At 54.4% G+C, this 16,075-nt stretch carries 9 protein-coding genes; all 9 read right to left on the reverse strand.

Going from position 1 to position 16,075, the window contains the following annotated elements:
• Positions 1 to 9: 9 nt before the first annotated feature.
• Positions 10 to 4,518, reverse strand: coding sequence for a CBM35 domain-containing protein (locus tag JJQ72_RS10470; protein WP_208203635.1), 4,509 nt, complete (start codon positions 4,516 to 4,518; stop codon positions 10 to 12).
• 230 nt (positions 4,519 to 4,748) lie between these two features.
• Complete coding sequence (locus JJQ72_RS10475; RefSeq protein WP_208203636.1) at positions 4,749 to 6,920, reverse strand: helix-turn-helix domain-containing protein; 2,172 nt, start codon at positions 6,918 to 6,920, stop codon at positions 4,749 to 4,751.
• Positions 6,917 to 8,674, reverse strand: coding sequence for an arylsulfatase (locus JJQ72_RS10480; protein WP_208203637.1), 1,758 nt, complete (start codon positions 8,672 to 8,674; stop codon positions 6,917 to 6,919). The genes JJQ72_RS10475 and JJQ72_RS10480 overlap by 4 nt, the downstream gene beginning before the upstream one ends.
• A 177-nt stretch (positions 8,675 to 8,851) precedes the next feature.
• Positions 8,852 to 9,913, reverse strand: coding sequence for a LacI family DNA-binding transcriptional regulator (locus JJQ72_RS10485; RefSeq protein WP_208203638.1), 1,062 nt, complete (start codon positions 9,911 to 9,913; stop codon positions 8,852 to 8,854).
• 166 nt (positions 9,914 to 10,079) lie between these two features.
• On the reverse strand, positions 10,080 to 11,750 hold the full coding sequence (locus JJQ72_RS10490; protein ID WP_208203639.1) for a DUF4179 domain-containing protein: 1,671 nt from the start codon (positions 11,748 to 11,750) through the stop codon (positions 10,080 to 10,082).
• Positions 11,737 to 12,270 carry an RNA polymerase sigma factor gene (locus JJQ72_RS10495; protein WP_208203640.1) on the reverse strand — a complete coding sequence of 178 codons (534 nt, stop codon included), beginning with the start codon at positions 12,268 to 12,270 and terminating at the stop codon, positions 11,737 to 11,739. The genes JJQ72_RS10490 and JJQ72_RS10495 overlap by 14 nt, the downstream gene beginning before the upstream one ends.
• 213 nt (positions 12,271 to 12,483) lie before the next feature.
• Positions 12,484 to 13,434: an ABC transporter permease gene (locus tag JJQ72_RS10500; RefSeq protein ID WP_138224190.1), complete on the reverse strand. Its 951-nt coding sequence runs from the start codon at positions 13,432 to 13,434 to the stop codon at positions 12,484 to 12,486.
• 4 nt (positions 13,435 to 13,438) lie between these two features.
• Positions 13,439 to 14,491: an ABC transporter permease gene (locus JJQ72_RS10505; protein WP_138224189.1), complete on the reverse strand. Its 1,053-nt coding sequence runs from the start codon at positions 14,489 to 14,491 to the stop codon at positions 13,439 to 13,441.
• Positions 14,488 to 16,017, reverse strand: coding sequence for an ABC transporter ATP-binding protein (locus JJQ72_RS10510; RefSeq protein WP_208203641.1), 1,530 nt, complete (start codon positions 16,015 to 16,017; stop codon positions 14,488 to 14,490). The genes JJQ72_RS10505 and JJQ72_RS10510 overlap by 4 nt, the downstream gene beginning before the upstream one ends.
• Positions 16,018 to 16,075 lie beyond the last annotated feature (58 nt).

Here is a 16,075-nt window from a genome sequence, read left to right on the forward strand (position 1 = left end):
ACTATATCGCTACCGCACGATCTGATTGTATAGCCTGTACAGCAGGGCGGCCATTTCAGCCCGAGTAGTCGGCGCTTTAGGCTGCAGACGTCCATCTGCGCCTTGGATCAAGCCTGCTTGGGATAACTTATTCACACTTTCCAGCGCATAGGAAGATATGTCTGCGGCATCGGACCAGCTCTTGACGCTGGAGTCTGGATCCTGCGCCTGAACCCATCCCGGCTTTAGCTGCAGGGCAGCTGCAGTCATAACCATCATATCTTGACGAGTCACGGCCTCGCGCGGAGCGAACCGATGATTACCTACGCCGCTGGTGATGCCAAGGGCACGCGCTGTCATTACTTCACGGGCATAGTCATCGGAAGCCTCCACATCTGTGAACGGTACCCAGCTCGAAGCAGGGGCATTCAGTTCCAGCGTGCGTACCAGCAGCGTCACGAAGTCGCCTCTGGTCATAAGCGCCTCCGGTCCGTAGACATTAGCGGTTCTGCCTTGGATGATGCCTTTGGAAGCCAGCACACTCACTGCATGCCGCGCCCAATGCGATTCCATATCTTGAAACGATTTGTCCACGTACACAACCTTGTATGCACTGAAGTGGTTAACCCGGAACGTCACCATCCCGGACACCTCGTCATAGCCGCCATTGACGACCGGGTGGGCCATCCCGTCATCATGGATGTGATGAACGGTTATGAATTCACTCTTCTCGCCACGCTGTAACGTATAGGGCAGGGCGACATGAACGAGCGCATCCTCACCATCCCATTCCAGCACTTTTCCGTCCACTATAAGATCCAGCTCTACGCCCGGCTTTCCGTTCTTCGCGAGGAGAGGTACCGCCCGCAAGGCAAGCTGCTGCTCTTTGCGAAGCTGGTTCTTGGCAAGCATGTGACCTGGCAGAGCCACGACACCAAAGCTTGTCTTCACCTCCATGATCTGCTCCTTGCCAAGCTGCAGCGCTTCCGGGGGCAGGCTTAGCTCCAGCGCTGCGTCTGCCGGCAGCGAAGCAGCGTCCAGCGTAACCCGTTTCGCCCCGTCCAGCTGCGCAGGGGCTTGCTGGAATGCCGCCCGCAGCAGCTCACTGTTCACGGACAGTACTTTCATGGATAACCCGTTATCCGTCTTGGTTTGCAACTCCTTCAGCTTCAATGTGACCGCACCGTCGCGCCCGCGCTGAAGCTCAGCAGAGGGTGAGGGTAACGGAACAACTGCTGACTGGCCAGGTGTTCCATCCGGCTGCACCGGCGCCGGATCCAGTGGCTGCGGCTGCGGCGGCTGGGCTGCTTTGAAATACGGCAGCAGCCTTTGATACAGCTCATCATTGCGTTCATAAGTGCCGGTAGCAGGGTTCGTTTCATACAAGCCGAAGCGACCGCTGCCTTGCCGGAAATTCCAGACCGTCCACGGGATGCTCTCCTCGTTCAGCAGCGACAGCACATCGTCATGCCACTGCAGATAGCCCGGAGCCGTGTTCTTCGCGCCCACCTGATCACAATAAATCGGCACGTTAAATTTGTCGCGGAACGAAAGCGGCACCTCCAGCCGCTTGGACAAAAATGCTTTGTCCCAGCCCTTGCCCGCATTCGGGTATTCCAGCAGCGGCGACTTCTCTGCATGTGTAAATTCATGCGGATCAAAGTGATTGAACGCATAAATGATCGGATACCCCTTCAGGTAGTACGTATCAATTAAATTCTCGGCATTGTAAAATTTCGCCGGGCCGATCACAAACGGAGTGTCGGTGTCCACCTGCATGATGCGGTCAATCGTCTCCTTATACAAGCGGACGACCTCCTCATGCTGCAGTACGGTTGGCTGCGGCTCTGCATGAATTTCATACGAGGCCATGTAAGGCTGATCCTTATACCGCTCCGCAAGGAACGTCCACATCGTCATGAACTTCTCTCTGGTCTCCGGATCGTTCAGCAGATCATCGTAATGGGTCGTGGTGTTGACGAACAAATCGATCCAGATCCCATTCGAAGACAGCCATTCAATATATTGATCCAGCTGCGCCAAATGAACAGGGTTAATATGTCCCGGCTCATCATCCTTGCGGGCATTCCAGGGATGGGTGCTGTCTCCGAAGTTCCAGCGGAAGTTCAGGCGGACGAAATTCCCTCCCATCTCCTTCAACAGGACCGCATCCTCGGCCAGATTCTGATCCCACCAGCCCCAATTGTAGCCTCGGAGCGTAAGCGGTGTGCCGTCCGGAGCGAGTATGCTCTTGCCGTCGAGCTTCAAGCGGGGAGCGCCTTGCTGATCGGTCGGCTTCGTAAGCAGCAGAACCACCTCTTCTCTCGCCTCACTCTCCCCGTCTGTGGCAATGAGGGTGATTTTATTCCAGGAATCCGCTTGCGCACCCGGTGTCCATGTGAAGGCACCGGTCGTTTCATTCAACTGCGCCCCTTCTGGAAGCTGCTCTGCCCGATAGCGAATAGGATCGCTGTTTCCGTCCGTCGCCTTCATGGTGAAAGAAAGCGTGCTTCCAGCCTTCACACGCTGCAATCCGATCTGTTCCAGGATTGGAGGCTTGTTTAGCTTTGGCAGCGGAACCGGCTCGTCGTTCTGATGCAGAGCAAGATCGGTCAACTCAATATAATCGAGGTGAATGCTGCCCCCGTTTTTTCGGATCTGCAGGCTGTTATAGCCCTGATTCAGCTCAAGCTTCCTTGTGTCCGTTACCCATCGTCCGGGTTCTCCGAGCAAGAACGTCTTGACGTAGGTCTGTTTACCATTCACCACGACATCCTGCACCTTGTTGGAATCTGCCCCGTACAGCTGATAGGCGAATGTCACATCATAAGTGCCTTTATAGGAAACGTATATATCAAAATCGATCGCATCCTCCGTATTGAGAAATCCGGTGATGTAGCCGCTTCCGGAATAACCCTCTGCCCGCGCTTCTGTCACCACACCACCTTGCTTGCTCGCAGACTCAGCTTCATATCTTCTCTGGATTGGCTGAAGCGAGTATCCTTCCTCCAGCACTGCAACGGTTACGCGGTCCTGTGCCGTATATACTCCGTCAGTTACACTGACCACAGGGGTATACGTACCGATTTGACTCGCGGTCGGCACCCATTGAAATTCACGGCTGACCGGATCAAACATCGCGCCTTCCGGCAGCTCAGACATGGAGAACGTCATGACATCTCCGTTCGGATCGGCAGCCTCTACCTGAAAGGCTACCGGCTCTCCTGCGACAGCGGCCTTCAAGGTTAACGGCTGCAGCACCGGTCCAGAAGGCTTTTGAGGCTCCGGTAAGGGCAGCTTCGTCTCGGCATCCACAGGGGCATAGTCGTCATATTCTACATAGTCAATCTTTAACCAGCTCTGATTCTTCGCCAGAACCAGCTCATTATGGCCCTTTTGCAGGCTGAGACTGACAACGGCATTCTGCCATTGGTCTCTTGGCGGTGCAAAGGTAACTGCACTCTGCTTCACGCCGTTCACGTACAGATCCAGCTTCTTGGAACTGCCTGCCTGTACCTGGTATCGCAGTTTTACATCGTATACTTTGGACTCGGAGGCATAGGTCTCAAACACAAGCTGGTCGGATATGTCGTCAAAGTGCCCCACGTAGCCTGCTCCGGAATATCCGGACAGCGCCGTCTCGACAGCCAGGTTAAAGCCCCGGAGCTTCGCTCCTTCCGCTTCGTATTTGCGGGCGATCTGCTTCAGCTTCACACCCGGCTCCACGACCCGGACTATGAAAGAACGGGACGCCTCGAATACGCCGTCTGTCACCTTGCAAGAAAGCGGATACGTGCCAATTGCGTCCGCCCCCGGCGTCCATGTCAGTACACCGGTCACTGCATCCAGCGCTGCTCCTTGCGGAAGAGAGTCACACGAATAAAGGAGCTCCTGAGGCTCCGGACCCGCACCCGGCAAAGAAAGCTGGAGCGTCTCGCCTGGACTTACCTCCTGATCCTCGACAGGCTCCATCGTGATTAGCTTGGCCGGGTCCACTGCCAGCTCCATATAATCGATCAAAATATAAGCCTGCTCCTTGGACAGCTTGATCGTGTTCTTGCCGCGCGTCAGCGATACCGTGATCTGCTGTGTCGTCCATTCCTTGGAGGAAGGGCCTAGCTTTACAGAAAACGCCGTACCCTCATTCACGGTGACACGGATATTTTTGGTTTGTGCACTGGCAACGTTCAGGTAATACCCGATCGTCAGCTGATGATCCCCCGACTCGGTCGCGTTTACCGTAAACGACATGGACGCGTCCTGTGCGGTAGAAGCTCCCATCTCCACATAGCCAGTGCCGCTGAAGCCGGATGTGGATGAAGTCGCAGTGACGTCTTTTAGCATCGCCTCCTCCGACTCATACCGATTCACTTCCCTCTCCGCTTCGCTATTTGTCACGAGTGGAGACCACTCGGCCTGCTCCGCACTCTCTGCGGCGCCAGGCGCAGCATTCGCCTGACCTTCCACCGGTACGAACAGCGAAGCCAGCTGAAAGCACACCAGCAGCATTGAAATGATGCGTGTGAACGTTCTCTTCATACTATCTTCTACCTCCTTCAGATAAAGACCCGGCACTCCATCCACGTGTACAACCTTGAAAGTGAGGGTACATACGCGGAATAGTGAATGCGTTTCCAAAAGTCTGGGCTTCATCGTACCAGAGTAGCTTTTGACAGCACAATTTGCGATTTGCTAAGTCGTATGCGATTTTGAAAGCGTATACCATATTAGAGCCCATATGCGAAAAGCAAAGCCCGCCGTCAAGGGCTTTAGCCGGACCGATACAGCTTGCGATACTCACCCGGCGTCATCGAAACGAGCTGCTTGAACTTGCGGATAAAGCTCGACACGTCGCTATAGCCGACCTGGTTGACAATATCCTGCAGCGGAATATCTGTCGTTCTTAAAATATCCTTCGCCTTTTCGATCCGCAGCTTATTTGTATATTCCAGCACGGTGCTGCCCGTTTTTTCTTTAAAATATTTCCCGAGATACACCGTCGAAACCGAGAAGTGCTCTGCCATCTGCTTGACGGAAAATTGATAATCATTATATTGCTGATGAATGTAATCCAGCATGAGCTGTTCCAGCGGCTTGGCACCCTCTTCCTCCTGCTGCTGAAGCTGCTCCATCTGGGCACATACATCCCTGCACATCCGCAATACAGACTGCTCCAGCTCCTCGAGCGTATTGTTGCGCGTCAGCGACAGCACATCCGGATAGTCATACGCGACTGCGCTCGGCACCGCATCTGTCATCGCTCTGCTGAACAGATGCACGATGTCGAAGCAGTAATATTTGGCGGCCAGCAGCGTTCGGCATTCAGCCTTCATGGTCTGCATCAGAGCCGCAGCAGCAACCATGGACTTGTCTGCATTGCGCTGGCGCAGCGCCTGTTCCAGCACATCCAACTGCGCCTTCGGGTACGATTGAGAGGATGCTGCAGCCGTATCAATCTCTTGAAAAAAAATCATTTGCCTCGCGCCCTTGATCGACTTATATTGCAGCGCGGTCGTGGCCTCAAGAAACGATTTGGACAGCTCCGTCAGATCTCGGTAGGCATACCCGATGCCTACCGTTAACGGAATATCGTTCTTCTCACTATAGGCACTGTACAGTTCCTGCCACAAGCTGTTCGGAGCCGCTTCCTCCATGCCTGCAATCATCACGACCGTCGCCGGCTCGGTTCCCTCCACATCGTATGCCGTAATATCGCCGGGCAGCAGCGAAAGCCAGCGGGCAGCTGCTTGCTGCTTCAGCTCTGTCGCCGATGCAATATGAGTTGGCTCCTCCTGCTGCTCCAGCTGAAGCAGCAGGACCGTATAATACGGCTTATTCAGCTGAAGTCCCAGCGCAGCCCCCTTCTCGTTAAACTCCTTCTCTCCGTGCACATCTCCCCGCAGCACTCGCATGAGCAGCTGCTGCCGCATCGCTTGCTGGCTTCCCTCGAGCTGCGAGCTCATTCTGCGCACCATCGCCTGTACCGGATTGTAATTCAGGTGCATCGCTGCATAGATCAACAGACTGCCGATGATAAGAACTGCGGCCGTTGTCCACAGTGCTCGATTGCGGACTTCAGCCACTGGCTGCAGCAGCTCTTCCTCCGCAATCGCGGTCACATAGGTCCAGCCCGTGACCGGAGAGCGCAACGCCGAGACGTAATATGGGGTGTCCCCCAGCGCTGTGCGGATCGTCTCTCCATCCTCTGACAAGGGAATGGTACGTAGAAATCCCGTTTCCTGCAGTGACGGCTCGCCACTCAGCGAGGTCACGACGCGATCACGGTCATCGATAATGAATGATACCCCCTTGCGATACGGTATCGTAGCTGCGATCAGATCCTGCAAAGCACTTTCGTCAATCATGTACATAACCGCCCCATGCGGCTTTGAGGAATTGACCGGCAGCGGAACAAGATACGTAATAAGACGGCGGCTCACTTTATTGTCTGAGCCGACCAGAACGTCCTCCGCCGGCCGCAATGTCGGCTTTCGCAAGGTATCCAAATCTTTCTGCAGCTCCTCCGGAGACCAGCTGCTGTAATTAAACAAGGTATGAAAGATAGGAAGAGAGTAGCTGCTATTGTACGAGTACAAGAAGCTGCTTCCTTGAAAATAGAGCAGAATATCCGATATAAACGTATTCGCCACGGAATAATTAAACAGCTCTCTTACCTCGAACAGATCATAGGGACGCTGCAGCTCGCGAGGAGACAGCTCCCTCGTCATTGAAACATGCGCAGATATTTTGGTAATCTCGCTCATTTTCGTATCGACAGCCTGCTGCGCTTCCTGAAGCGCCTTCCGGTTCGTCGAGAGCACCTGATCCTGAAGGATAGAGACAAAATGCGTATAGGCTACGGCCCCGATCACAATAATGGGCAGAAAGAGCAGAAGCATATACGACAGGAGATACCGGTGAAACAAAGGAAACCGCTTCATGACCTGCCTGCACGCCGTACAATAACCCCATCTGAAGGATAGCTGAAGCTTACAGCGTCTCCGGCTCCGGACGGAACATCGATGAGCCGAAGCGTAAGCTCAAATCGTCCCGCTTCCAAGTGTACGCGGCCTAACAGACAAGGCTGTCCCGACCGCAGCACGCCTTGAATGCGAATGTTCCCGATGCTTACCTCTGCCATCGTACCTTCCTTTAAGACGTCAGCACGCAGCTGAAGCTCATATTCCCCGGGATCCAGCACCTCGATATCTGCCGACTGTCCGTCCCCTGCCATCATCCAGCCCTTGCTGCTATGACTGCCCGGAACGACATGACCGCTAACCGCAACAGGGGCGTAGGTCGGAATGACCGTCTCCTGCTCACCAGGGTACCCGATGTAAAAGGTTGCCGTCCGGTGGGCGCGGCCTGAACGAACGAGCTCCTCAAACCATGACTGCAGCTTGTTAGCCAGCCCGGAGGTCGTTTCCGGCAGCTCACTGGCCAGATCCGTCGTCTCCCGAGGATCTGCCTCCATATCATAAAGCTCATGCCTTCCATCTCCCGCTGGAACGAGCTTGTATTTCCCATGGCGAATCGACAGATTATACCGCTGGTCCAGGTAAGAGAATTGCCGGTCCCTTGGAGGCACCGACCATTCGTTGGGACGTGCGGGCCAGTAGGTTTGATGGGTGCCGTTTACAATGTAGCGGTCATCCGGCTGCTCCGGCAGCTTGGCCGCTGTGGGCTCCTTCTCAAGGACAGGCTCAAGCATCGGCACGAGGCTTCTGCCGTCCAGCGGAAAGGCATTCTCTTTTCGCGACGCTCCCGTCAGCTCTAAAATAGTAGGAAATAGATCCGTGACATGAACAAGCTCCTCGATAATTGTCGGCCGGAAACGAGCAGGACTATGTATGAAGCAAGGAACCCGGGAACCATTATCCCAGATCGTCCCCTTGTTGCCGCGCATCCCGGCTGCATTGCGGAGTGACATTTCCTCTGCTGTAAGGTCAGGCAGATTCGAGGAACCTGCGATCGGTCCATTATCACTCATAAAGATGACTATCGTATCCTCCTCCAGCCCTTCCTCACGCACTGTATCCAGCAGACGCCCTACCTGGGTATCCACCTGCTCAATCATCGCAAAGACAGTGGCCAGACTCTCGGAGAGGCCCTTGGACTTATACTTCTCAATAAGCTCATCCGGGGCATACCATGGCTCATGCGGAGCAAGATACGGCACATACAGGAAAAAAGGCTCCTCCTTGCTGCTCCGTATAAAGTCGATCGCCTTATCGGTTAACGTATCCGTCGTCCAGCCTGTCGTATCGACCCATTCGCCATTATGATCCATCCGGTTATTCATATGGACGTACAGCTTCGCCATCCATACCTCATCAAAGCCACGATGATACGGCAAGTATGCATTCGTCTTTCCTGAGTGCCACTTGCCCATCATGCCTGTGCGGTAGCCATGGTCCCGCAGCACCTCAGGCAGCAATGTCTCATCGGTGTTCAGAAAATCCCGTCCTCCATGAACATGCCAGACGCCGGTTCTTAGAAATTGTCTTCCTGTCAGAAGCGAGGCTCTTGTCGGTGCGCATACAGGTGTTGCATAGAACTGCTCAAATCGAACCCCTTCTGCACCCAGGGCATCCAATCGCGGGGTTTCTACATACGAATTGCCGTGCAGGCCGAGATCACCGTAGCCTTGGTCGTCCGTTAATATGAGGATAACATTCGGTTTCTTAGCAGACATAAAGCTGTCACACTCCTCGCTCATTGTAGTACTTGCTTTATACATCTCATAAACATAAAGTTATCATAAAATTATGTTGTCATCAAATAAAATTATATACATGGACCTCCGTTATTAGCCGCTGTTTCCCATCAAAAAGCCTCGGCAAACACTGTCTGCCGAGGCGCTATATTTCTCCTACGTTAGCTGCAGGGGGGCCGTGCTGCTGCCCAGCAGCATATGACCAGAAAGCAGCACCTTCTGAATGGGCTTCTCCGGATTTTTCAGCCGATGCAGCAGCAGCTCCACTGCCGTTGCCCCGAGTTCCTCCTTACTGACATTAATGGTACTAAGAGAACGCCCCCCGGTCTGTTCCACATGATCGAAGCCAAACACCGAGCATTGCTGCGGAACCTGGATCCCCAGCTCTTCAAGAGCTTCCCAGGTATAGAGCGCGATGACATCATTGACGCACAGAAACGCGGTTGGCAGCGAGTCGGCTTCATGCAGGCGCCTCAATTGCTGTCTCACCTGATTTGGCAGTCCTGTTACCCCCTCCAGCTGAATGGTGCATCGTTCCAGCACCTCCTTCTCTCCAGCCGCCTCCATCGCCATCCGAAAGCCGAGCCAGCGATCCATGAAGCTGCGGGAATGCGTAAGGCTTCCGATATACTTAATATCCCGGTGGCCGCTGCCCAGCAAGTGCTGCGCCGCCTTCCGGAAGTCGTCCAGATTGTTCGTAAACACAGAATCGGACGGAAGAAGCTCATCCTCATGATCGACCAGCACATACGGAATTCCTGCACCCTTTACCTGCATCAGCAGTGCGTTGGAGATCATCCCGATGCCAATTAACCCCATTACCTTATCCACCTGAATGATATGTGTAAACAGCTCATCATTAAATTCCGTAATGACGACGGGGTGGACGCCCTCCGCTTCCAACGCATCCGTAACGCCATTCATCACCCGCCCCCAGTACAGCGAATCCTTAGTCTGAAAGCGTACATTGGGAATAAGAACAATAACGGTCGGCACCGTGCTTGACGGTTGCTGCTCTTGATGAGTGTCAGCCAGCTGCGTCCGCGGCTTCATACGTACGTGATTCTGGGAGTAATAGCCGAGACTGGCGGCAGCCTGCCGTATTTTCTCTCTCGTCTCGGCACTGATGCCCGGCTTGCCGGACAACGCCATAGATACCGCGAATTTAGATACGCCAACCTGTTCAGCGATATGCTGAAGTGTAATTTTTTTGGACAACCGACAACCCTCATTCCATGACAATATGAATAACCATAATTTTATCATAACATAGAAGCTGTCGTTTGAAGCAGATTAAAAATCCCCGGCAATGACTCCAATGACACAATAACAGCCGCCCTTTGTCACCTCATCGGCTTAGGGGCGGCTGTGATAGATGGGCAGGTTATTGCCCTGATCTCAATGGAGTACTTAGCTCTTCTTTCGGAGCTTCTGTGGTATACATCCATACATAAACAGGCAGCTCTTGTGCTGTAAAGTTCTCGTAGACATCCATGCGGCGGTTATCCCCATCTCCCCTCAGCCATGTCTTGGCTGGTTTGGCGTAAATACGTTTACCTCCCTCTTCCAAATAATAGGTCTGGGTTACGCCGCCAAACCGGGAATCCTGGCTTGAGGACTCCACATACAGATGACCGTCTTTTCGGTAATAGGTGAATTGAACAGGATACGCTCCCAGGCTGACCTCTACGCTTTGGCGCTGCTCGGAAATCCGGTTTAACAGAATCGGGGTTCCGTCTCCCTCGTGCTCATCGATCCGATGCTTGGCCACCAGCGTCATTGGAAGTCCCGCCAACTCATCCGCCTTCAAGCCGTTCATTTCAAACCTTAGCTCGGTGGATTTTGAATAGTCTACAAGGCTGCTTCCACCCTGAAGGACGGTCTCTCCTGCATGAAGCTCAAACCTTTGATATGGCAGGAGCAGAACCTTCTCTTGATGCTTCAGGATCACCTGAACCTGGGTAGGTGTGATGATCAGCTCATGCACAGAGGTTCCACCCGGCACCTGCGGCAGCGGCACGTTCAGCTTCTCTTGGAAGGTGCTCTTCTCCATTTGTTTCTTGGAAAGCTGCAAGTCGATTCCCCATACTCCTGTTGACGTTCGGGCAGCTCGGCTGTACACCATCTCAAAACGCGTGTCCTCCTTCTGAAGCTGCTCGGCACTGAATACCTGCTCATTGATGACCTCACCGGGCTTACCCGGAGTCCCGAAAATTCCTGGATTGCGCGCTGCCGTTCGATGCTGGTCAGATTTCTGCTCTATCTCGATCCGGACCCAGCCTGCTTGTTCTGGCTTGAAGTTCTCGGCGAATCGAAATACAGACCGCAGCAGCACTTCTCCTTCAGACTGGGGAAAGGATTGAATCAACAGTGACTCCACCCCATCCCGGCCGATCTTCAACTCTTGTGCTTCCGATTGCTTCGGATTGTACGATACCGGAAAGCGCGCCTCCTCCATGAAATGCACATCTTCGATGCCAAAGGTCAATTCACTCAGGGAACCGCTCGGTACCCATTCACTTTCAAAATATCCCTGTACCACTCCAAGCTGTTCATTATATCTCTGGTTAAAATCACCTTTAATGAGCTTTCCCTTATCATCTCTCAAGCTCAACTGGCCATAATCTATGGATTGTCCCTCGGTCACCGAACCGGGATCCAGTGAATATAGCAGAACCGTCCGATTCTCATCCGTAAAGGCGGTGTGTACCGTCAGCGTAATCCCGTTTCGGGTCACGGACTGCTCAATGGTTTGCCCGAGTCCATCCTCCAGAGCGGTCATGATCCCTGAGCGGTACGACAGAAGGTCAGACCAGTCATACTGAATGGCCGCATAGACCGGTACAGCCACCAGCGCTGCAGAGATCCCGAGGATCATAGCCGCTCTCTTGTGGAACCGCTGAGACACTACAGGCGTCCAGGACTTCCCGCCAGCCTCGGTCTCGGTATGCAGCTCATTCTGCTGAATACGGCCCCACATCGCTTCAAAGTCTGGATAGGGTACGCCTCTGTCACTTTTCATCTGATTCTTGAGATCTCGTTCAAGGTGCTCCATACTGTCGTTCACCTCTCCTATCATATAATTCCTTGCTTTCCAGCTTGCCCCGCATCAGCTTGAGGGCTTTATGCAGCCGGGATTTTACCGTCCCTTGAGGCAAATTCAGCGACTGTGCAATTTCAGCGGTAGACAGCTCTCCAAGGTATCGAAGAACCACCACGGCCATGAGCTTCTCAGGCAATTGTCCCAGCAGCTTCTCCCACTCTTCCGACGATTCCCGCTTCAGCACCTGCGCATCTACAGCAGGAACCGAAGCCTCTTGATGCTTCCGCATCCACTGCAGCTGAGGCTGCTTTACGGTTCGCCTCTGCTGCTTGCGCAGCAGATTCAAGCAATGATTGACAGAGATCCGCAAAATCCAGGCTCGCAGCTGCTCAATCTCGTGCCAATCCTGGCGAAATACGGTGACGAATACGTCATGACATACATCCTCCGCATCCTGAACGTTACGCAGCATATAATAGCAGGTACGGTATACATCTTTGTTATAAGCATCAAACAGCTCTCGATCTGTCAATTTCAGAGCCCTCCTTTCCGGTACGTGATGTAATATAAACAACGGACCGGCTAAAACGGTTCATTTTTTCGGACAAAAAAGCAAACAAAAAAGACAGCCTCCGCTTTGGACGGTTCAACACGGTCCAAGCGGAGGCTGTCTGTATTTCATACATAGGTTCTATCACGTAACGCATAAGCTCCTCATCCGCAAAGCATGCCCTCGTAGACGTTCCTACCGCTTGCCGGAATCGAACGGCTCACCAACCGCTTTCGGTGCGTTAGAGGACTTGGAGAAGATGACCAGGGCAATCAGGGTGACCACGTACGGGAACACCTTTAGCACTACGGGTGGAATAACCGCCAGCGACGGAATGACCTGGGACACGTTCGCCACGGTGCTTGCAAACCCGAAGAAGAAGGTTGCGGCAAGCACACCCAGCGGCCTCCACTGACCGAAGATCAAGGACGCCAGCGCCAGGAAGCCCAGACCCGAGACGTTACCATTAAATTCTCCGGAGTAGGTCATCAGGATGGCGGCACCGCCAAGACCCGAGAAAGCACCGGAGATCAGCACGCCGGCATAACGCATGGACTGCACCCGCACCCCGGCAGCTTCAGCCGCGTGCGGATGCTCTCCGCAGGCGCGCAGGCGCATTCCGAACGGCGTCTTGTACAGAACGACCGTGCTGACGGCGAGAATAATAAGCACGAACCAGGTCACGGGGTTACTCCGCGTGAAGAATAAATCCCCCAGAAAGGGAATGTCCGAGAGCAGCGGCACATTGAAGGGCTCAAAGATGCTGATGCGGATATTCCCGCTGCCCGTCATGTTCCGCGCGAGAAAGATCGTCAACGCGCCGGCGATCAGATTGATGGCCGTACCACTAATGATCTGATTCGCGCTGAGGTTGATGCTGGCAAACGCATGCAGCACCGAGAACAGCATGCCGGCTGCCATAGCTGCCAGCAAGCCTACCCACAGCACCCAGGGCGCATCTCCATATTGCTCCTGAAGCTTGAAGGTCACAAAGGCGCCCATGAAGGAGCCGATGATCATCAAGCCGTCCAGACCAATGTTGACCACGCCGCTCCGTTCACTGAACAGGGCACCCAGGGCGGTAATCAGCAGCGGAATTGTGAACACGATCGCGTAGGGAAAAATTTGCTCAAGTGTCGTCCACATTGGTTCAGCCCCCCTGCTTCTTGTTCGCCGCACGGCGTGATTTGTATTTACGATACAAGCGATCCACGAGAATGCTCGTCGCTGCAAAATAAATAATAATCGCGATGATCGAATCCGCAATTTCCGGCGGTATATCGGTCATGGCGTTCATAAAGCCCCGGCCAGAGTAAAGCAGGCCGAAGAAAATAGCAGCCAGCAGCACGCCAAGCGGTGCGTTGGCACCCAGCAGTGCAACGGCAATGCCGTCAAAGCCCTGGCTCGGCAGGATGCCGATCTGAATGCTGGAGGCATTGCCCGTATACTGGGTTACTCCCGCAAGGCCTGCGATGCCGCCGGAGATAAACATCGACAGCACGATGCTCCGCTGCACCCCGATGCCGGCATACTCTGCCGCATGACGGTTAAAGCCGACTGCCTTCAGCTCGTAGCCGAGCGTTGTTTTTTGAATCAGGAAGGCCACCAGAACAACACTGATCAAGGCGACGAACAGGCCCAGATTGATGTAGGAGCCTTGAAACAAATCGCTAAGCCCCTGCTGCTGGAGCAGGGCATTGGCCGGAAGCTGCCGGGATTCCGTCTCACTGCTTCCCTTGAAGTAGGAAGGCACCGCATAGAACACAATCCAGTAGGCAATCCAGTTCATCATAATGGTGCTGACCACCTCATGCACGTTGTACCGGGCCTTTAGAATGCCCGGCACCAGCGCCCACAGCGCCCCGCCGATAAAGCCGGCCAGCACAATGACGACCAGAAGAAGGGCGCGGGGCAAGTCCAGCCAGTGGCCGACCGCCGTTGCACAGAAGCCGCCAAACAGCATCTGCCCCGCGGCCCCGATATTGAAGAGACCGGTGCGGAACGCGAACGCGACGGACAGGCCTGTCAGAATGAGCGGGGTAGCGGTAGCGAGGGTGTTCCCGATCCGCTCCGGATTTTTCAGGCCGCCCTCGATCAGATATTTAAAGCCTTCCACCGGGTTGTGACCGGTTACAGCCATGAGCAGAACTCCGGCCAGCAGTCCGAGCAGGACGGCGACAAACGATTTTATACTGTTGTTCATGCGCTGCCCTCCTCTTTGCCATAACCGGCCATCATCAGGCCCAGCTCCTGTTCATTCGTTTCGGAAGCGTTCACGATGCCGACCAGCTCCCCGCTGTTAATGACCGCAATGCGGTCAGAGAGATTCAGAATTTCATCAAGCTCCAGCGAGACGAGCAGCACGGCTTTCCCTTTATCGCGCTGCTCTACCAGGCGGCGGTGAATGTATTCAATCGATCCTACGTCCAGACCCCGTGTGGGCTGCACAGCGATGAGGAGATCAGGATCACGCTCCACCTCACGCCCGATAATAGCCTTCTGCTGGTTCCCTCCGGACAGCGAGCGGGCCACAGAGCGGACACCGCTGCCAGAGCGCACGTCAAAGCTCTCAATAATATGCTCCGCATGCTCCCGCATCGCGTTCGGCTTCAGCAATCCATTCCGGGAAAATGGCGGCCGGTTGTACACTTCCAGCATCATATTCTCTTCCAGGCTGTAATCCAGCACAAGCCCGCGCTTGTGGCGGTCCTCTGGAATATGCCCGATGCCTCTGTCATTCCGCTCCCGGATCGACAGCTCGTGAATCGGCTTGCCGCTCAGCAGCACTTCGCCGCTCTCGGCCTTCTGCAGGCCGGTAATGGCCTCGATGAGCTCGGTCTGGCCATTGCCGTCCACGCCTGCAATGCCGACAATCTCACCGGCGTGAACGCTCAGGCTAAAGCGCTTCAGCGCTTCTACCTTCTTGCTGTTCTTCACCGTCAGAGACGACACCTCCAGCACGGCAGCTCCCGGAGCGCTCGCGGTCTTATCCACCTTGAAGGATACGCTGCGGCCGACCATCATCTCCGCCATGGCCTCCCGGCTCGTCTCCGCCACATCCACGGTGCCGATCGTCTTGCCGCGCCGGATGACGGTGCAGCGGTCTGCCACTGCCTTGATCTCCTTCAGCTTATGGGTGATAAGAATGATGGACTTACCTTCCTTGGTCAGGTTCTTCATGATTTCCTGGAGATCGGTAATCTCCTGAGGAGTCAGCACCGCCGTCGGCTCGTCAAAGATAAGCACATCTGCATTGCGGTAAAGCATCTTCAGAATCTCCACCCGCTGCTGCATCCCGACCGAAATATCCTCAATCTTCGCATAAGGGTCCACGTTCAGGCCGTACTGCTTCGACAGCTCCCCGACCCGCTTCGCGGCCTTGTCTGTATCCATGAACAGTCCGAACTTGCGGGTTTCATAGCCCAAAATAATATTCTCCGTCACGGTAAACGGCTCGACCAGCTTAAAGTGCTGATGCACCATGCCAATGCCCAGCTTGTTCGCAACGTTCGGGCTCGTGATCCGCACTTCCTTGCCCTCGACCAGAATCCGGCCGCGATCCGGCTGATACATCCCGAACAGAATGCTCATCAGAGTCGATTTGCCTGCGCCGTTTTCCCCGAGCAGAGCGTGAATCTCCCCTTTTCGCAATCTGAGTGTAATATCGTCGTTGGCAACGATGCCCGTGAATTCCTTTCGGATGCCCTCCATCTCGACAACGTAGTCCATAGGTTCGGCTCTCTCCTTCTTCATCCCCGAAGGCCGGGGAGTCTTCAGCATCCATAAG

It is taken from the genome of Paenibacillus sp. F411, from assembly GCF_017582705.1.
GTDB classification, from domain to species: domain Bacteria; phylum Bacillota; class Bacilli; order Paenibacillales; family Paenibacillaceae; genus Paenibacillus_AQ; species Paenibacillus_AQ algicola.